Origin of the sequence: Huijunlia imazamoxiresistens, from assembly GCF_037132455.1 — a bacterium.
Classification (GTDB): Bacteria; Bacteroidota; Bacteroidia; order Chitinophagales; family Chitinophagaceae; genus Flavisolibacter; species Flavisolibacter imazamoxiresistens.
This window is the reverse complement of the sequence record NZ_JBBBEI010000018.1, coordinates 94,733-112,611: the sequence shown is the minus strand read 5'-3', so window position 1 is coordinate 112,611 and position 17,879 is coordinate 94,733. Positions and strand designations below refer to the sequence as shown.

Genomic DNA, 17,879 nt, shown 5'->3' with positions numbered 1-17,879 from the left:
TTTAGAAAAATTTTCCTAAAAACTTTCCAAAAGCGCCGTACGCCTATCCTACAAACTCTTCCTCCAGAAAACTCAGGAACGCAGGAACTTTGGAACCCAGGAACTACTTAAAAGTTCGCTTCAACCCCTCGGAAAAGGGCGTCGCCTGGTAGCCGAGGTCTTTTTGGGCTTTGGAGAGGTCGAAAACGGTGCGGGGCGGGCGTTTGGCGGGTTGGGCGAAGAAGTCGGCGGTTACCGGCCGTATGCGGCTGCTGTCCAGACCCAGGTGGTCGGCGGCGGCGCAGGCCATCTGGTAAGGGGTCAGCTGGTCGGCGCCGGAAAGATGGTAGATGCCGGTAGCCTGGCGTTCGATGATCTGCACCATTCCTGCCACCAGGTCTTCCACAAAGGTGGGGGTCCGAAGCTGGTCGGTAAAGATGCTGAGGTTTTCGCCCCGCTTCAGTGCGACGGCCACGTTGGTAAGAATATTGTCGCGGCCCGAGCGGGGAGCACCGTAAACCAAAATGGGACGGACGATGCTCCAGGAAAAGGGATAATTTTTAACCGCATCTTCGGCCAGCACTTTCGTTTGACCGTAATAGTTTACCGGTCCGGTGGCATCCTCCTCGGTATAGGTTTCCTTCTCGCCGCTGAATACGAAATCGGTAGAGATGAACAGGAAAAAGCTTTGGAGCAGGGCTGCCTGTTGCAGCAGGTGCAGCGTGCCGGTAACATTGGTGCGGTACGCTCCTTCGCGGTCTTTTTCACAAACGTCGGGTTTCGAAATGGCCCCGCCATGCACCACTACGTCGGGCCGGTACTGTTGCAGCAGGGACGCCACTTGCTGTTCGTCCTCGAAATCCAGGGGTTCGTACCGGAATTGCGGGTGGGTAAAGGGTAACCGGCAGGGCCCTTTTCCGGTGGCGATCACCCGGTGGTTTCTTTGCAACAGCAGTTCCGACAGGTAATGACCGATAAAGCCGTTGGCCCCCGTTATGAGTATGGTATGCATGCGTCAAAAATAAGGGAGCGGCGGGAATGGGCAATAAGCAATAGGCTGGGGACAAAAAGGAAGGAAAAAGGTAAGCTGCCGATACCCACCCTACGCGGGGCGCAACCGGCAGCGCCTTCAAAATACCATCACAATGGAAGGGGAAATGGAATAGTTGGTTTTTCTTGGTATTATATGGTTAGGGGCAGGCAGGAAGCCCTTCCTGCCTGCCCCGGGGTGTAGGGCTTAATTCAGGGCGAAGGTTTCTACCACATCGTTATAGGGCATTTTCCGGACGGAAGCAACCGTTTGCCCTTTGCGTTGCAGCGCTTCCCGGGAGATCACCATGTAGCGGAATTCCACCTTGGTTCCCGGCGACCAGGTGGCGTTGGCGCCTTTTACCTGCAGGGTAAGCTGGATGGCATTTTCCTTCGGCGAAAAGCTCCACATTTCCGAATAATCCGGCTTGTCGAAATCCGGTAAAAAGTAAAACGGCATTTTAATGGGCTTGTCCGGAGCGCCCAGTTCCACAAAGGAGGGCTCCTCCGTCCATAAATTGCGGGCAAACACCAGCACAACGCCGTTGGCCAGGACCGAGGCGGTGATCTCCGCTGCCGGCCGGTTGAACTGGCAGGTAGTGGTGCTGCCTTCCCGCTGGGAGGCCCAGGCCGAAACGGATTCCCAGCCGGAATTGTAAATGCCCGGTCCGGACTCGTGTAAATCCAGCTCGGTTTTGCGGGTAATATTGGTATCGGCGGGGGGTAGATTGTTACTGAAAGCGACCAGAGCAATGAGTAGGGTACATACAGTGGTGGTAAACTTTCTTTTCATAAACAAATGGTTAAGGATTAAAAGGCGTGTTCCAGGGATGAGTTCCAATACTGTGCCATTGCCGGGCTACAGGGCAATGGGTTCCAGCGGAGCTAATTTTCAGATCCGCTCCTCCTTTTTGGGGCGAGTTTGCCTCAATTGTAGAGGTGTCCTGGAATTTCCGGCCAACCCTCCCGCCCATCAAAAAAAACGCCATTCCCCCTTAAGTCCTTGTTTGCCAATTCCCTGGCAACCCCTCCGCTCCCCCTGTTTCCACCGGCCGATCCCGCAACCGGAAGGCACATATAACACCAAATTCTATTTGAGGTACCGGATTGAATTGTCCGCTATAGTTGTTACAAAACCCTATTTTTGAACCCTTGATTTTTGAATGCTTTGTATTTTGATTAGAAACAGTTACCAGAAATGCAAAAGAAAGTAAACCGTATTGCAGTACTGACCTCCGGTGGCGACTCGCCCGGTATGAATGCGGCCGTCCGGGCCGTGGTGCGTACCGGCCTATATTATGGCCTGGAAGTGTATGGCGTCATGAGGGGCTACCAGGGTCTGATTGAAGAAGACCTCTTCAAAATGGAGTCCCGCTCCGTAGCCAACATCATCCAGCGCGGCGGCACCGTCCTTAAAACTGCCCGCTGCAAGGAATTCTACCAGCCCGAAGGCCGCAAGAAGGCCTACGACGTGCTGAAGGCCCGCGGCATCGACGGCCTGGTGGTCATCGGCGGCGACGGCTCCTTTAAAGGCGCCATGGCCCTGAGCAAGGAGTACGACATCCCCGTCATCGGCCTGGCCGGCACCATCGATAAAGACATCGCCGGCACCGACTTCACCATTGGCTTCGATACGGCCGTGAACACCGCCGTGGAAGCCATCGACAAGATCCGCGATACCGCCGACGCCCACGACCGCCTCTTCATCGTGGAAGTAATGGGCCGCGACGCCGGCTACATCGCCCTGCACTCGGGCATCGCCACCGGCGCCGAAAGCATCCTCATCCCCGAACGCAAGACCGACATCGACAACATCATTGCCTCCCTGGCCGAAAAAGAGCGCCGCAAGAAGCTCGTAAATATTATCGTCGTGGCCGAAGGTGACGAGTTCGGTGGCGCCGATATGGTGGCAAGGGTGGTCAAAAAACGCCTGCCCAACATCGATACCCGCGTATGCATCCTGGGACACATCCAGCGGGGCGGTTCGCCTTCCTGCCTCGACCGGCTGATCGCCAGCCGCATGGGCTACCATGCCGTGGAATGCCTGCTGGAAGGACGCCACAACGTGTTCGTGGGCATCCAGAACAACCGCATGAACTACATTCCCCTGGACCAGGTAAGTAAAAAGAAAGGAAAGATCAGCGAAGAATGGATGAAGATCGTCAAGATCCTCGCCAGCTAAAACGCGCCGGGTCCCCCTTTATCCTCCCGGGCCCGCAACGGCCCTCAACCAGGAACCCTCCTATCTACAGCTCTTTACAAAACGATAATCAGGTCGTTTACGTGCAGGAATCAGTTTTCCATACAAGGCGCAGCGGGATACCTTTGCAAAGGATTCCGGTTCCTTCTTATACAAACCTGCCTGCCGTATGACCTGGAAGCAGTAAAAAAAATTATTTAAAAAGTACTTTCTTGTCTCCTATAAAAGTTTTTCATAAAGTTGTACTGTCATTTGAAAAATTCTTTATCAACGGGTGGAGAGTAAATTTCCTTTAAGCGTTTCAATTATGAGCAAAAACATTGACAAGTATTTACATACGCAAATGGACAAAGAAGCAGGTATCGAACACACCTTTCACCACACCAAGATCGTAGCCACCGTAGGCCCTGCCTGCAACACCTACGAAAAGCTGCTGGAACTGGTGAAGTCCGGCGTAAACGTATTCCGGCTCAACTTCTCGCATGGTACCCACGAGGACAAGGCGCAGGTGATCGAGTACATCCGCAAGATCAATGCTACCCAGCCCTACAACATTTCCATCCTGGGCGACCTGCAGGGACCGAAGCTGCGGGTGGGTGATATCGAAAACGGCAAGCTGGAGATCCAGCCCGGCGACGTGCTCACCTTTACCTCCAAGGAGAAAGTGATCGGTACCAAGGAAAAGATCTACGTTTCCTACCCCAACCTGCACCTGGACGTGGAAGTGGGCAACAAGATCCTGATCGACGACGGCAAGCTGGAAGTTGTCGTCATTGAAATCACTGCCGACGGCGAAGTGAAAGTAGCCGTGACCTACGGCGGCATCCTGTCGCCCAAAAAAGGCGTGAACCTGCCCGATACCAAGATCTCACTGCCGGCCATGACCGAAAAAGATATTGCCGACCTGGACTTCATCATCCAGCAGCAGCTCGACTGGGTGGCCCTCTCCTTCGTACGCAAGGCAGAAGATATCATCGACCTGAAAAGAAGACTGTCCGAACGCAACAGCAACTCCAAGGTAATTGCCAAGATCGAAATGCCTTCGGCCCTGGCGGACCTGCGCAATATCATCGTGGAATCCGATGCCGTGATGGTGGCCCGTGGCGACCTGGGCGTGGAGCTGCCGGTAGAAAAAGTGCCGATGGCCCAGCGCGAGATCATTCGCAAATGTATCCACCGCGCCAAGCCCGTGATCGTGGCCACGCAGATGATGGAAAGCATGATCGACCGCATTAAACCCAACCGTAGCGAGATCACCGACGTGGCCAACGCCGTACTGGAAGGCGCCGATGCCGTGATGCTGAGCGGTGAAACCGCCACCGGCCAGCACCCCGCCCTGGTGGTGCAAACCATGCGCAAGATCATTTTGGAAGTAGAAAAGACCGAGTACCGCTACAACCGCGAAGAGGACCTGAAACCCCAGCCCAAATCGCCTTCCTTCCTCAGCGATGCCATCTGCTACAACGCCTGTAAGATCGCCAAGGATGTAAATGCCGACGCCCTGATCGGTATGACCCAGAGCGGCTACACCGCCTTTATGCTGAGCAGCTACCGCCCCAAATCGCCCCTCTTCATCTTCACCAAGGAACGTTCCCTGCTCAACCAACTGAGCTTAAGCTGGGGCGTACGCGCCTTCTACTATGGCGAAGAGGAAAGCCTGGACGATATCCTGTTCGACCAAGTGAACATCCTGAAAGAAAGAGGATTTTTGAAAAGCGGCGACATCGTGGTGAATACCGGAAGCACGCCGGTACCCCTGCACCTGCCGACCAACCTGATCAAGATCTCTAAAGTCGACTAAAACCTTTCCAAAATAATGATTCAAGCCGGGGTAATATGCCCCGGCTTTTTTTTACCCAAACGGATATACCCCCATGATCCACTACCACAACAAACGGTTCCGGTCCGTACAAAACAGTGCGAATGGCGAAGTCGGTACAGCCACCGAATTCGAGTACAGCGAAGCGCAAAATATTGTAACGGCTACCTATAAAGGCGGCAACATCCTGTCGGGCCACCTGATCGCCCTGAAAAATCCCGACGGCTCACTGGACATGCGCTACCACCACGTCAATGTAAAGGGCGAGCTGATGACCGGCACCTGCCATTCGGTGCCCGAGCTGCTGCCCGACGGCCGCCTCCGCCTGCACGAAAGCTGGCGCTGGACCAGCGGCGACGGAAGTGAAGGGCAATCCATCATCGAAGAGCTAAGAGGTTAAGCGGAAAAAGAGAAAAAGAACAGTGAAGCGGCGCTTACAATAAAAAAGGGAGGGGCCTGTCCCGGCGGACAGGCTCGTCTCCCTTATGAGCTATGCGGATGCGGCAATTGAAAAGCGGGCCTTAGGCGTTCTTCATCAGCAGCACGTATTTCACCACCGTTTTGGCATCCTCCTGCGACAGGTTGGGATGCGGCGTCATGGGCACCTGGCCCCAGTTGCCCGCGCCACCCCGGATCACTTTTGCCGCCAGCGAATCGATGGTGGCTTCATCGGCATTGGCGTACCGCTCCGCAATCTCGTGGAAGGAAGGGCCGGTCAGCTTTTCGTTGATCTTGTGGCAGGTACCGCAATCATTTTTGGCTTCGATCTCCAGCCCCTTGGCGTAGTTGGGATCCTTGGTAATGTCGACAGTAGAGGTTGTCGTTGCCCCACCTTCCGTACCACTTTCCGGTGCTTTTTCCGAAGAGGAATTCCCGCCGCAGGCGGCCAGCGCCATCATCAAAGAGGCCGCTATCGTTAATTTTTTTACCGTTTTCATTGCTGGATAGAAAAATTTGGTTGCCCCTAAGGTAAGGAATCAAACCCGCCTAAACCAACGGGCGCAGGTAACTCAGGAACATAGGAACTCAGGAACGTAAACTTGTGAACCCGTCAACTTGTAAACGCGTAAACGCTATCTTATGGCAATGATTTTGTTGGGTAAGGTGCAGCGTGTAAATTAGTCGGTTATGAAGATAGAAATATTATCGGGGAGCCCGCGGACCAGCAGCCTGACGCACCGCGTAGCGGTATCCCTGCAACAGATGTTACAGCAACGGACTGAACATGAAATCGGGCTCATCGACCTGAAGCAGCATATCCTTCCGCCCATGGAAGCCGTATTTGCTTCACCGGACGAAACCCCGGCAAAATACCGGCCCCTGGCCGACCGGATCTTTGGCGCCAGCGCCTTTATCCTGGTGACGCCCGAATACAACGGCAGCTACTCTCCCGCCCTGAAAAACCTGCTGGACCATTTTCCCAAACAGCAGCACAAGGTCTTCGGTATTGTCACCGCTTCTCCCGGCGCCCTGGGCGGCATGCGCGCCGCCCTGCAGCTGCAGCAGCTGGTGTTTGCCCTCTTCGGCATCGGCTCGCCCCATATGCTGATCATTCCGTTTGTGGACAAGAAATTCGACAAAAACGGCGCACTCTGTGACGCCTCCTTCCAAAAAAGTATCGACCTCTTCCTGGAAGAATTTTTATGGCTGGCGGAAAAGATCGCGGACGAAAAAGTACCCGCTTAAATTTCGTATTTTTAGGAAGCAAAACCGTTGCAGCCACTCGCATGCTGCCCATCGTTTGCTCGGAATCAATGCAAAAAAAATGAACCCGCCGGGTTCATTTTTTTTATGGTTGTGTACCATGCCTTAGTCCAGGCTCAGGATGCTCGGTCCGAACTCTTCGTAATGAATAGCTTCCGGACGCACGCCCTTTGCCACCAGGTCCTTATATTGTTTTTTGATAAAGGCCGAGGGTCCGCAGACATAATAGTCGGCATCCGGCAGCAGGGCTTCGTCGCTTAACCGTTCCAGCTCCACGATGCCTTCGTATTCGTGTTCTTCGGCTGCTTCCAGGGAATCGTAGAAGTAGTGCTTTTGCACCCCGCCATGCTCCGAGGTCATGGCGTGCACATGTTCCTTGAACGCGTGCACTTCCTTGTTGCGGCTGCCGTGGATCCAGGTGATCTTGCGTTTGCTGCCCCTTTCCACCAGCGATTCCAGCATGCTGAGCAGTGGGGTTTGGCCAATGCCGCCGCTGATAAACACTACAGGAGTTTCCTTGGCGGCATCCAGGGTAAAGCCACCGAAGGGAGGCGCCAGCTCCACCACGTCGCCCACGGCCACGTGGTCGTGCAGGCGGTTGCTGATCATGCCGTCGGGGTGCTGGCTGCCCGCTTCCCGTTTTACGGAGATGCGGTAAAAGCGTTCGTTGGGGGCGGCGGAAAGACTGTACTGGCGGGGCTGGAACAGGTGCAGCTCGGGCAGGAACAGCCGGACGCTGATGTACTGGCCGGGCAGGAACGGCGCCACCTTGCCGCCATCGGCCGGGTAGAGGTAAAAAGAAGTGATCTCGCCGGACTCCTGCACTTTCTCTTTCAGGATAAACGGCCGCCAGCCGGTCCAGCCGCCGTCCTGGGCCACGGAATCCTTATAGAAGCCGCTTTCCACGCCGATCATGATGTCGGCCAGCTGGCCATAGGCCACCGCCCAGGCTTCGATCAGCTCCGGGGTGGCGCCTTCCCCCAGCACTTCGCTGATGGAGGCCAGCAGGTGCTTGCCTACGATGGCATAATGCTCGGGCCGGATATCGAGGCTGGTATGCTTGTAGCCGATGCGGCCGACGGCATGCCCCAGCACCGAAGGATTTTCGATGTGCTCGGCATAGGCCAGCACGGCCATGGCCAGGGCCATCTGCTGCTTCCCGTTCTTCTGGTTGCCCATGTTGAAGACGTTCTTCAGCTCGGGGTTATGGGTAAACATGCGGTTGTAAAAATGGGTGGTCAGGGCAACGCCGTGTTCCCGAAGAATGGGAACGGTAGCCTGGATCAGTTCTTTTTGCTTGGCTGTGATCATCGGTTCTGTATTAAAAAGGATTTGAAAGTCTTAAATACTTTTATTATTTGCGCAATAAATAAGTGCCGTTTCAGGCAGCAAATTTCGGGCACCGGCCGGAACAGAAGCTGACCTAAATCAGGTTTTCGAAGAATTCCGGTCAGTAAAAGAAACGCTAATTCCACCAGGAAGTGCCCAACAATCGCCGGGAAGCGACAGGCTTTCTTAAATTGGCCCTTCAAAACGTGTACATGGGAAAAACGATCCTGGTCCTTTTTTGTTTTTTGTGCGGCCTTGCCGCCCCTGCCCAGCAGGTCAGCATCATTCCGCAACCCGCCTCGCTGGAACTGCGGCAGGGAACCTTTACCCTTAACCCGCAAACCGTGCTGGTAGCCACCGGGGAAGAAGAGGTCAAAGCCGCCCGCTTTTTCAACGACTATTTAAAGGAAGTCTATGGCTGGTCGCTGCCCACCGGCACCACCGCCACCAAAAACTCCATCCTGCTGGTCACCCGCACCTTTATCAGGGCCCCGGATAAGGATGCCTACAGCCTTACCGTCGATAACGAAGGCATCCGCATAGAAGGCGATACCCATGCCGGCACCTTTTACGGCATCCAGACGCTGATCCAGCTGCTCCCCACCGACAGGCCAGTACCCCAGGCACTCACCTCCCCAAAAACCCGCTCGGCCTCCTCTCCCCTTCCCCATACCCAATTCCTGATACCCTATCTATCTATTCAGGATGCGCCCCGCTTCAATTACCGCGGCATGCACCTCGATGTGGCCCGGCATTTCTTCCCGCCGGCCTTTATTAAAAAATACCTCGACTACCTGGCCCTGCACAAGATGAATTATTTCCACTGGCACCTGACCGACGACCAGGGCTGGCGGGTGGAGATCAAGAAATATCCCCTGCTGACCCTTACCGGCAGCTGCCGCAACGGCACCATCATCGGGCGGTTTCCCGGCCGCGGCAACGACAGCACCCGTTATTGCGGCTACTACACGCAGGAAGAGATCAGAGAGATCGTTCGCTATGCCGCCGACCGCCACATTACCGTCATCCCCGAGATCGACATGCCGGGCCATTCCTCGGCCGCCCTTACGGCCTACCCGGCCCTGGCCTGTCCCGGTACCGGCCCCTACAAGGTAGAGGAAACCTGGGGCGTCTTTAACGGCGTGTATTGTGCCGGCAACGACTCCACCTTCCAGTTCCTGGAAGGGGTGCTGGAAGAAGTGCTCCAGCTGTTTCCCGCTTCCTATATCCACCTGGGCGGCGACGAGGCCCCGAAAACCAACTGGAAGAGCTGTGCCCGCTGCCAGCAGCGCATCCGCGGGGAAGGCCTGAAGAATGAAGCCGAACTGCAAAGCTATTTTATGCGCCGGATGGAAAAGTTCGTCAACGCCCGCGGCCGCCAGATCATCGGCTGGGACGAGATCCTCGAGGGCGGCCTGGCGCCGCAGGCCGTCGTCATGAGCTGGCGGGGCGAAAAAGGCGGCATCGAAGCGGCCCGCCAGCAGCACCCCGTGATCATGACCCCCGAAGCCTACGCCTATTTCGACCAGGCCCAGAAAACCGACGAGGACTCCATCACCATCGGCCGTTACCTGCCGCTGGAAAAAGTGTATGCCTACGAACCCGTGCCCGCCGGCCTGTCACCGGCCGATGCCCGCTACATCCTGGGTGCCCAGGGCAACCTCTGGACTGAATACATCCGAAATACGGGCATGGTGGAATACATGGTCTTCCCACGCATGAGCGCCCTGAGCGAGGCGCAGTGGAGTTTGAAGGAAAAACGTTCGTGGAAGGATTTTGAAAAACGCCTGCCGGCCCAGCTGGCCCGCTACCGCCTCTGGAAGGCCAACTACAGCACCGCCTTTTACGATATCGCGGCCACCCTGTCCCCCGCCCCCAACCGCCAGGGGCTGGGCCTGCAGCTCCAGACCAATGACCCGAAGGCGAAGATCCGTTTCCGGGCCGCGGAAACCGAAAACTGGCGCCCCTACACGGAACCGCTGATGCTGCGCCGCGGCGGCCGGCTGACGGCCGTCAAGGAGGGCGGGTTCCCCGACACCCTGACCCTGGACCTGAACCTGAACAAGGCTACCGGCAAAAAGATCACCCTGTCCGTTGCGCCCCTGCAGGGATTCGCCGGCAACGGCGCCTTTACGCTGGTAGATGGCCTCACCAATAAAATGGGATTGAGCCGCAGCAGCGAGCTGCTGGGATTTAAGGGAAGTGATGTGCCCGCGGTTATCGACCTGGAGGAAAAGCAAACGGTCAGCAGCGTAGTGGTGCATACCCTGCGCATAGGCGGCAGCCGCATTTACCCGGTGCAGGCCATAGAAGCCTACCGCTCGTCGGACGGCAAGGAATTTACTTTTATCGGCAGCTCGAACCAGTTTACCGCCCTGGACGACCTGAAAGGATCCATCCGGCTCCAATTCCCGCCTACTCCTGCCCGTTATATCAAAATAGTGGTAAAACCCCTGCCCAAAATTCCCGAAGGACGGGCCGGCGCGGGAGAGAAGCCGCTGTTCTTTATAGATGAGATTGAACTAAACTAGAAAGTTTACGAGTTTACAAGTTTACAGGTTTACGAGTTGCTGACGCCAGCGATGAACTCGTTAACTCGTAAACTTGTAAACTCGTAAACTAATATTAACGGAGATTACGGATATCTACGACGTCCATATCCTGGTACACGAGGTTTTCACCGGCCATGCCCCAGATGAAGGAGTAGTTGGCGGTACCGCAACCCGAGTGGATGGACCAGGGCGGGGAGATGATGGCCTGCTGGTTGGCCAGCAGCATGTGGCGGGTTTCGCTGGGCTCGCCCATGAAGTGGAATACGCGCTGGTCTTCGGCGATGTCGAAGTACAGGTACACTTCCATGCGGCGGGTGTGCACGTGCGACGGCATGGTGTTCCATACGCTGCCCTGCTTCAGCACGGTCAGGCCCATTACCAGCTGGCAGCTTTTCAGGCCTTCCAGGTGGATGTATTTGTAAACGGTCCGGTGGTTGGAGGTCAGGGGGTCGCCGATGGTCAGCGGGCTGGCTTCGTCCTTGGCCAGCTTACGGTTGGGATACGTCTGGTGCGCGGGAGAAGACAGCAGGTAAAATACGGCCGGCTGGCTGGCATCGTTGGAGCGGAAGGTCACGCTCTTGGTGCCTTTGCCCAGGTACAGGCCGTCCAGCTTGCTCAGCTGAAAGCTTTCGCCGTCGGCTTCTACTACACCGTCGCCGCCAATGTTGATCACGCCCAGCTCCCTTCTTTCCAGGAAATAGTCGGCCCGCAGTTCGGGATGCGCTTCCAGGGTCAGGGTTTGCTGCACGGGGCGGGCGCCGCCAACGATCACGCGGTCGTAGTGCGAATACACCAGCTGAATCTTATCGTCCACCATCAGGTTTTCCACCACGAAGTTGTCGCGCAACTGCTGGGTGTTCATCTGGCTCACTTCCTTGGGACTGTTATGAAATCTAACTTCCATTATTGTTGACTTTTATTTGTTATAAGAGAGAAAGTTCACCAGTTCACAGGTTCACAAGTTAGCCGGGCTAACCGGTTATATTTTCTAAGTTAGAAATTGGAGCGATTGCCAAAAAACAAGGCCATTCTGAAACTGGTTCCAGTACCTATCTGAGGAACTATTCCGCTAACTTAAAAAACCAACCTTCCCCACTAACTCGTGAACTCGTGAACTTGTGAACTCCGATATCAAATTAAAGAATGCCATCAGTTAACGTGCCATCCAGCCGCCGTCCACGAGCAGGATCGCGCCGTTTACGTAGGAAGAGGCTTCGGAAGACAGGAACACTACGGGACCTTTGTAGTCTTCGGCTTCGGCCCAGCGGCCGGCAGGAATGCGGTCCAGGATGGCTTTGCTGCGCTCGGGATCGTTGCGCAGGGCCTCGGTGTTGTCGGTGGCTACGTAACCCGGGGCGATACCGTTCACGCAAACGCCTTTGGAACCCCACTCGTTGGCGAAGGCTTTTACCAGGCCGGCAACAGCCGATTTGGAAGCCGTGTAGCCCGGAACGTTGATACCGCCCTGGAAGCTCAGCAGGGAGCAGGTAAACACGATCTTACCATAGCCGCGCTCAATCATATCTTTTCCGAATTCGCGGGTCAGCACGAACTGGGCATCGAGGTTAACCGCGATCACCTTATCCCACCATTCGTCGGGGTGTTCGGCTACGGGCTTGCGCAGGATCATGCCGGCGTTGTTGATCAGGATATCCACCGGGGCTTCGTTGGCCTTGATCTCGTTCACGAGCTTGTAGATCTCTTCGCGGTTCGAGATGTCGGCTACATAGGCAGAGAACTTCTTACCCAGTGCTTTCACCTTTTGCTCGGTGTCGCCGCCGCGGATGGTATCGTTGTTCGATACGCCGATAATGTCGGCACCGGCTTCCGCCAGGGCCAGGGCCATAGCCTGTCCGATACCTCTGTCGCAACCGGTTACCAAAGCGGTTTTACCGGTAATTTGAAATGAATTGAGGATGCTCATATGATTGTTGATTAAAAATTAATTTGTTCAGCTTTTCCCCCGTAAAACCGGGGCAACAAAAGTGCGCTATTAGCCCCGAAAAAATGGAACATCGGGATTATTTTTTTACGACAACGTTGTAGGGCAATCCCTGCTTTTGGGCTTTTCCGGACCTCTTTTTTTACTTTTTCCCAATTAAGGCTTAGCTTTCCCCCTTAACTCTTTACCCCTTTTCCTCTTTTTCTCTTAGCCATGCGGTTTGAGGCCATCACTATAAAAGACATTGCCCGGGCGCTGAACCTATCGGTATCCACGGTTTCCAAGGCCCTGCGCGGCAGCCACGAGATCAGCACCGAAACCCGGAAGACCGTTACCGACTATGCCGCCCGGCACCATTACCGCCCCAACCCCATTGCCCAGAGCCTCAAGCAGGGCCGCAGCAAGTCCATCGGCGTGGTCATCTGCAACATCGACAACAACTTTTTTTCCCAGGCCATCAACGGCATGGAATCGGTAGCCGAAAAAAAGGACTACCACGTGATCATCACCCAGAGCAGGGAGTCGTACGAAAGCGAGGTAAAGAGTATCCGCCACCTGTCGTCCCGTTCGGTCGACGGGCTGATCGTTTCCCTGTCGGCGGAAACGGAAGATATCGACCACCTGGTTTCCATCCACGACAAGGGGCTGCCGATTGTTTTCTTTGACCGGGTGGCCGAGCAGGTGAACACCCACCAGGTTACCTGCAACAACTTCAAGGGCGCCTATGAAGCCACCCTGCACCTGCTGTCCCAGGGCTTCCGGCGCATCGGCCACATCACCAGCCCTTCCGGCCTGTCTATTACGCAGGAGCGCCTGCAGGGCTATAAAAAAGCCCTGGAAGAAAAGGGCATTCCCTTCGACGAGGCCCTGGTACACTACTGCCAGCACGGCGGCCAGGTGCCCGAAGAAACCGAAGCGGCCGTGGAACGGCTGCTGCAGCTGCCCCAACGCCCCGATGCCCTGCTGACCATGTCGGACCGCATCACCACCACCACCCTGGCCTACCTGCACCAGCTCGGCATCCGTGTACCGGATGAAATTGCCCTGATCGGCTTTACCAATGCCGCCACTGCCGGCATTTTCAACCCTTCCCTTTCGGCCGTGGTACAGCCCGCCTTCGAGATCGGCCAGAAGGCCATGGAGCTGCTGATCCAACTGATTGAAAGCAAGCGGCCGGTCAGCCGGTTCGAGAAAATGGTGTTCGACACGCAACTGGTCATCCGCGATTCCAGCAAGCGAAAGGAGCTTTAGGGAATGGGTTCATTGGGAATTAGGTTATTAGGGATTGGGGGCAGGCCTTCCGGGTTTTGCCAACTTTGTTTACCTTGCCCTTGTTCCTTTAGCCCTCAATTATGAACAAAAACATACTCCGCCGCAATAACGTAACGGTTTTTGGAAAAGGCACCCGCCCCATGCTGTTCGCCCACGGCTTCGGCTGCGACCAGCACATGTGGCGGTTTGTTACCCCTGCCTTTGAAGAGGACTACCGCGTTATCCTGTTTGATTATGTCGGCTGCGGCCGCTCGGACCTTTCCGCCTACAACCCCGGGCGCTATGCTTCCCTGCAAGGCTATGCCCAGGACGTGCTGGACATCTGTGCCGCCCTGGAGCTGGAGCAGGTGATCTTCGTCGGCCACTCGGTCAGCTCCATGATCGGGCTGCTGGCCGCCATTGAGGAACCCGCCTACTTCGAGCGCCTGGTGATGGTTGGGCCCTCGCCCTGCTACCTCAACGACGGCGCCTATACCGGCGGCTTTTCACCGGCCGACATCCGGGGCCTGCTCGCTACCATGGAAAAAAATTATATCGGCTGGGCCAACTTCCTGGCCCCGCAGATCATGGGCCATCCCGGCCGACCCGAACTGGGACAGGAACTGGCCGACAGCTTCTGCTCCACCGACCCGGTCATTGCCCGCCAGTTTGCCGAAGTGACCTTTTTCTCGGACAACCGCCGCGACCTGCCCAAGCTGAAAATCCCCGCCCTGATCCTGCAGTGCTCCGAAGACATCATCGCCCCCCTGGAGGTGGGCGACTACCTGCAGCGGCACCTGCCCCGGGGCCACCTGCGGGTGCTGCGGGCCACCGGCCATTGCCCCCACCTGAGCGAACCTATGGAAACCATCGACGCCATCCGCGATTACCTGGCACCAGCGGAAGCCCTACAAACACAAGAGGTTTGCTGATATGACCGATCAGTTCCCCTCCCTCCCCTGCGGCCTGTTTTCCTTTGATGACGAAGGCCGGATCCTGGCGGTGAATGATACCCTGTGCGCCTGGCTCCAAAGGTCGCCGGAAGCACTCGAAGGACAAAAGGTGAATGTCCTGCTGACCCTGCCGTCCCTGATCTTTTACCAGACCCACTTTTTTCCCCTGCTGAAAATGCAACAGGCAGCGGAGGAGATCTTCCTGACCCTGAAGGCCGCCGACGGCACCGGCATCCCCGTGCTGGTCAGCGCCCGGCGGACCGAAGCGGAGCTGCGGACCGCGAATGTTTGCTGCTGCCTGGCGCTCTGGAACCGGGTGAACTACGAAGAGGAACTGATTGCCGCCCGGAACAAAGCGGAAAAAGCCCTGCAGGAAAATACGGCCCTGCTGGAGGTGCAGGCCCGGCTGCAGCAGCAGATCGCCCTGCTCGACGAAAAAATGTTCCAGCTCGAACAGCGCAACGAAGAACTGCAGGAGCGCAATACGGTGGTGGCCCACGACCTGCAGGAACCGCTGCGCAAGATCAGCCTGTACGCCGACCTGCTGCTCAGCCCGCAACCGCCCAAGCCCCCGGAAGAGATGGTGCAAAAGATCCTGCAAATGACCCGCAGCATCCGCGAACGCCTCCTGGGCATTCAGCGCTATTCCCTGCTCGATACCGAGCCGCTGAAGCTGACCGAGGTGCCGCTGAACGAAGTGGTCCACATCGCCAAGCAAAAGGTGGTGACCGACTTTGCCGGCGTGGAAGTGCACCTCTACGCCGACGACCTTCCGCCGGTAACAGGCGACCACCAGCAGCTGGTGGTGCTGTTCTACGAGCTGATTGCCAACTCCGTGCAGTTCCGCTCGCCCCTCCGGCCGCTGGAGATCCGCCTGGAATCCACCCTGCTGAACCGCAACCTGTTCCGCGTGCTGGAGGACCAATACCGCTTCGGCGACCACTACAAGATCACCTTTTCGGATAACGGCATCGGCTTTCCTTCGGGCTTTGAGAAAAAAGTGTTCCAGCTGTTCCGGAAAATCCATACCAGTTCCAAAGGACTGGGCATCGGCCTGACGGTTTGCAAAAAGATCGTTGCCAACCACAGGGGTACCCTTTCGGTCAAAAGCATTGAAGGCAAGGGCACGACCTTTACCATTTACCTGCCCGTTCTGCCGCCGGAATAAGGGGTTCAGGGCAATTTAATTATCTTGTACGGCAAAGGAGGCCCCACCATGAACGAACTGCATATGTTTCCTACTTTTTCGCCCGCACGGGCAGGGCGGCAGTGGCGCTGGCTGCTGCTGGCGCTGCCCCTCTTTAGCGCCTGTTCTTCCGGCGACACCCGGGCTCCGGAAGCCGACCCTGCGCCCGCACCGGAGCTGACGACCCTGGTGGCGGCCCCGGCAGATTCCGTGCAGCAGGCCCCGCCCCCCGACTCCGCCGCCCTGCTGGCTGCCGATTCCCTCAACCGCCCCCGGCAGAAAGCGTTGACGGGCAACTTTACCGGCGAGATCCGGGGAAAGGTTTATGGAAAATCGTTTAGCCTGCCCCTGACCGTTACCCTGCGCGACCCTTTGCCCGGTGAAAAGAACGCCCGCTACCTGCACCTCTACACCCGAAACCGCTCGGAGATCGGCAGCCTGTTCCTCATGAGCGCCGATATGGGGGTTTCCCCGGTCACCCGCAAAAAGGAAACGGAGCAGTTCATGACCGTCCGGCTGACGGATAGCCGCCTGAACGGCCTGCTGACCAGCGAACAGGAAGAGGGCTCGCCCCTGGTCAACGGCTTTATCGCCCCGAATGTTTCGGCCCGCTCGGCCCCGCAGGAAGTGGTCAAAAAGTTCTACCAGCGAACCGGTGTTTCGGAACGGTTTGGCTTTTTGAAGAACACCTCCGTGACCATCGAAGGCAGGGGCGACAAACTCTATGGAAAGGTCCGTGGAAAGGGGGCCAGCACCACCGCCATTACGGAAGCCACCGGCGAGGTGGCCTACCAGGCCGAATTCGTGGTGACGCGGATGGCGGAGAAAGCCAAGTCCGCGGAGGAGCCCCTTCCCGGCAACCCATAACCGGAAACGGGCCCGCGGCCCCGGTACGCTCAATAGCTGTTGTCCCGGCAGGCGGTTGCCAGGCTCAGCGCCGCCATATCGCCCAGCGCCGCTCCGAGGCCGGCGGGAACGATGGCGCACGCCCGGTACGAAGTCCCGATGGCTTCCGCTTCCAGCACCGCCCGCATCGGGGGTTCCAGCAGCTCCTTTGCCCGGCCGTAGATGCTGCCCAGGATGATGCACTCGGGGTTCAGCAGGTCGATCAGCAGGGCCAGGCCCTGACCCAGGTAGTGGCCGCAGGTGGCATAAATGTCCCGGGCGACCCCATCGCCCCGGAAGGCCGCTTCCGCCACGACTTTTGCCGTCAGCAGGGGGAGTTCCTCCAGGCTGCCGCAGAACGATACCCGTTCGCCCATTTGCAGCCGCTGGCGCACCTTCATCTGCGCCAGCTGTGCAATGCCGCCCCCGCTGCAAAAGCCTTCGAACGACCCGGCCTTGCCAAAGCCCACCGGCCCCAGGGGGGCCAGCCGCAGGTGACCCGCCTCGCCCGCCAGGCCGGAGGCGCCCGCATACAGCCGGCCGTTCAGGATCAGTCCCGCTCCCAGGCCGGTACCGAAGGTGAGGAACACCAGGTGCTGAAAGCCTTTGCCGGCCCCGAACTTCCATTCCGCCAGGGCGCAGGCGTTGGCATCGTTTTGCAGCAGGGCTTTCTGGCCGAACCGGGCTTCCGCCAGCGCCACCAGCGGAACAGCGTCCCAGCCCGGCAGGTTGGGCGGCGACAGCACCACCCCTGCACGGCTGTTGAGCGGCCCGCCGCAGCTGAGCCCGATACCGGTAAGCTGCACTTTGGAAAGGGAATTCGTTGCCAGCAGGGCTTCGGCCGTGGCAAACAGCCATTCGATCTGCTCATAAACCGGCCGGTTGGTCGGCAGCACGGTTTTGTCCACTACCCGGATTGCGCTTTGCCCCCCGGGTGCCGTCATTACGTGTCCGAGCACCACCGCGCATTTGGTGCCGCCGATATCAAATCCCAGTAACATGTTTTTTCGTTTCGGGAAAGTTCATAAAAATGTGACAAACAAAAGAACC

The 17,879-nt window shown here is 57.1% G+C and carries 16 protein-coding genes; 9 read left to right on the top strand and 7 right to left on the bottom strand.

The window, feature by feature from the left end:
• Positions 1-103: 103 nt before the first annotated feature.
• Positions 104-991, bottom strand: a complete 888-nt coding sequence (locus V9K67_RS19660) for an SDR family oxidoreductase (protein WP_336725423.1) — start codon at positions 989-991, stop codon at positions 104-106.
• Positions 992-1,216: 225 nt separating this feature from the next.
• Positions 1,217-1,801 (bottom strand): hypothetical protein, encoded by a 585-nt coding sequence (locus V9K67_RS19655; protein ID WP_336725420.1) that lies wholly within the window; start codon positions 1,799-1,801, stop codon positions 1,217-1,219.
• Positions 1,802-2,206: 405 nt separating this feature from the next.
• Here V9K67_RS19655 and pfkA point away from each other — a divergent pair, with 405 nt between their 5' ends.
• From pfkA to V9K67_RS19640, 3 genes are all read left to right on the top strand, one after another.
• Positions 2,207-3,190: a 6-phosphofructokinase gene (gene pfkA, locus V9K67_RS19650; RefSeq protein ID WP_336725417.1), complete on the top strand. Its 984-nt coding sequence runs from the start codon at positions 2,207-2,209 to the stop codon at positions 3,188-3,190.
• 325 nt (positions 3,191-3,515) lie between these two features.
• Positions 3,516-5,009 carry a pyruvate kinase gene (pyk, locus tag V9K67_RS19645; protein ID WP_336725414.1) on the top strand — a complete coding sequence of 498 codons (1,494 nt, stop codon included), beginning with the start codon at positions 3,516-3,518 and terminating at the stop codon, positions 5,007-5,009.
• A 73-nt stretch (positions 5,010-5,082) separates the two neighbouring features.
• Positions 5,083-5,427 carry an avidin-fold protein gene (locus V9K67_RS19640; protein ID WP_336725411.1) on the top strand — a complete coding sequence of 115 codons (345 nt, stop codon included), beginning with the start codon at positions 5,083-5,085 and terminating at the stop codon, positions 5,425-5,427.
• 121 nt (positions 5,428-5,548) lie between these two features.
• On the opposite strand, the gene V9K67_RS19635 is transcribed toward V9K67_RS19640, so the two are convergent.
• Positions 5,549-5,965 (bottom strand): c-type cytochrome, encoded by a 417-nt coding sequence (locus V9K67_RS19635; protein ID WP_336725409.1) that lies wholly within the window; start codon positions 5,963-5,965, stop codon positions 5,549-5,551.
• A 190-nt stretch (positions 5,966-6,155) separates the two neighbouring features.
• Here V9K67_RS19635 and V9K67_RS19630 point away from each other — a divergent pair, with 190 nt between their 5' ends.
• On the top strand, positions 6,156-6,713 hold the full coding sequence (locus V9K67_RS19630) for an NADPH-dependent FMN reductase (protein ID WP_336725407.1): 558 nt from the start codon (positions 6,156-6,158) through the stop codon (positions 6,711-6,713).
• A gap of 123 nt (positions 6,714-6,836) precedes the next feature.
• Here V9K67_RS19630 and hmpA read toward each other — a convergent pair whose 3' ends face one another.
• Positions 6,837-8,042, bottom strand: coding sequence for an NO-inducible flavohemoprotein (gene hmpA / locus V9K67_RS19625; RefSeq protein ID WP_336725406.1), 1,206 nt, complete (start codon positions 8,040-8,042; stop codon positions 6,837-6,839).
• A 230-nt stretch (positions 8,043-8,272) separates the two neighbouring features.
• On the opposite strand from hmpA, the gene V9K67_RS19620 reads away from it, so the two are divergent.
• Positions 8,273-10,591: a glycoside hydrolase family 20 protein gene (locus V9K67_RS19620; protein ID WP_336725405.1), complete on the top strand. Its 2,319-nt coding sequence runs from the start codon at positions 8,273-8,275 to the stop codon at positions 10,589-10,591.
• A gap of 94 nt (positions 10,592-10,685) precedes the next feature.
• Here V9K67_RS19620 and kduI read toward each other — a convergent pair whose 3' ends face one another.
• Entirely contained in the window at positions 10,686-11,516 is an 831-nt protein-coding gene (kduI, locus tag V9K67_RS19615) for a 5-dehydro-4-deoxy-D-glucuronate isomerase (protein WP_336725403.1), read from the bottom strand.
• Positions 11,517-11,765: 249 nt separating this feature from the next.
• Positions 11,766-12,536 carry an SDR family oxidoreductase gene (locus V9K67_RS19610; RefSeq protein ID WP_336725402.1) on the bottom strand — a complete coding sequence of 257 codons (771 nt, stop codon included), beginning with the start codon at positions 12,534-12,536 and terminating at the stop codon, positions 11,766-11,768.
• Between the two features lie 231 nt (positions 12,537-12,767).
• Here V9K67_RS19610 and V9K67_RS19605 point away from each other — a divergent pair, with 231 nt between their 5' ends.
• The 4 genes from V9K67_RS19605 (at position 12,768) to V9K67_RS19590 (ending at position 16,811) form a co-directional block, all read left to right on the top strand.
• Positions 12,768-13,805 (top strand): LacI family DNA-binding transcriptional regulator, encoded by a 1,038-nt coding sequence (locus V9K67_RS19605; protein WP_336725399.1) that lies wholly within the window; start codon positions 12,768-12,770, stop codon positions 13,803-13,805.
• 101 nt (positions 13,806-13,906) lie between these two features.
• Complete coding sequence (locus tag V9K67_RS19600; protein ID WP_336725397.1) at positions 13,907-14,737, top strand: alpha/beta fold hydrolase; 831 nt, start codon at positions 13,907-13,909, stop codon at positions 14,735-14,737.
• Between the two features lies 1 nt (position 14,738).
• Positions 14,739-15,926, top strand: coding sequence for an ATP-binding protein (locus V9K67_RS19595; protein ID WP_336725394.1), 1,188 nt, complete (start codon positions 14,739-14,741; stop codon positions 15,924-15,926).
• Between the two features lie 63 nt (positions 15,927-15,989).
• Positions 15,990-16,811, top strand: a complete 822-nt coding sequence (locus tag V9K67_RS19590) for a hypothetical protein (protein ID WP_336725392.1) — start codon at positions 15,990-15,992, stop codon at positions 16,809-16,811.
• A 29-nt stretch (positions 16,812-16,840) separates the two neighbouring features.
• Here the strand turns inward: V9K67_RS19590 and V9K67_RS19585 are convergent, their stop codons facing one another.
• Complete coding sequence (locus V9K67_RS19585; RefSeq protein WP_336725390.1) at positions 16,841-17,830, bottom strand: ROK family protein; 990 nt, start codon at positions 17,828-17,830, stop codon at positions 16,841-16,843.
• Between the last annotated feature and the right edge of the window lie 49 nt (positions 17,831-17,879).

Bases quoted from the DNA above. Each gene is read 5' to 3' on its own strand.
- kduI (WP_336725403.1), bottom strand. From the start codon at position 11,516: ATGGAAGTTAGATTTCATAACAGTCCCAAGGAAGTGAGCCAGATGAAC.
- V9K67_RS19620 (WP_336725405.1), top strand. From the start codon at position 8,273: ATGGGAAAAACGATCCTGGTCCTTTTTTGTTTTTTGTGCGGCCTTGCC.
- V9K67_RS19655 (WP_336725420.1), bottom strand. From the start codon at position 1,801: ATGAAAAGAAAGTTTACCACCACTGTATGTACCCTACTCATTGCTCTG.
- V9K67_RS19660 (WP_336725423.1), bottom strand. From the start codon at position 991: ATGCATACCATACTCATAACGGGGGCCAACGGCTTTATCGGTCATTAC.
- V9K67_RS19585 (WP_336725390.1), bottom strand. From the start codon at position 17,830: ATGTTACTGGGATTTGATATCGGCGGCACCAAATGCGCGGTGGTGCTC.
- V9K67_RS19635 (WP_336725409.1), bottom strand. From the start codon at position 5,965: ATGAAAACGGTAAAAAAATTAACGATAGCGGCCTCTTTGATGATGGCG.
- V9K67_RS19630 (WP_336725407.1), top strand. From the start codon at position 6,156: ATGAAGATAGAAATATTATCGGGGAGCCCGCGGACCAGCAGCCTGACG.
- V9K67_RS19640 (WP_336725411.1), top strand. From the start codon at position 5,083: ATGATCCACTACCACAACAAACGGTTCCGGTCCGTACAAAACAGTGCG.
- V9K67_RS19600 (WP_336725397.1), top strand. From the start codon at position 13,907: ATGAACAAAAACATACTCCGCCGCAATAACGTAACGGTTTTTGGAAAA.
- V9K67_RS19590 (WP_336725392.1), top strand. From the start codon at position 15,990: ATGTTTCCTACTTTTTCGCCCGCACGGGCAGGGCGGCAGTGGCGCTGG.
- pyk (WP_336725414.1), top strand. From the start codon at position 3,516: ATGAGCAAAAACATTGACAAGTATTTACATACGCAAATGGACAAAGAA.
- V9K67_RS19610 (WP_336725402.1), bottom strand. From the start codon at position 12,536: ATGAGCATCCTCAATTCATTTCAAATTACCGGTAAAACCGCTTTGGTA.
- V9K67_RS19595 (WP_336725394.1), top strand. From the start codon at position 14,739: ATGACCGATCAGTTCCCCTCCCTCCCCTGCGGCCTGTTTTCCTTTGAT.
- V9K67_RS19605 (WP_336725399.1), top strand. From the start codon at position 12,768: ATGCGGTTTGAGGCCATCACTATAAAAGACATTGCCCGGGCGCTGAAC.
- hmpA (WP_336725406.1), bottom strand. From the start codon at position 8,042: ATGATCACAGCCAAGCAAAAAGAACTGATCCAGGCTACCGTTCCCATT.
- pfkA (WP_336725417.1), top strand. From the start codon at position 2,207: ATGCAAAAGAAAGTAAACCGTATTGCAGTACTGACCTCCGGTGGCGAC.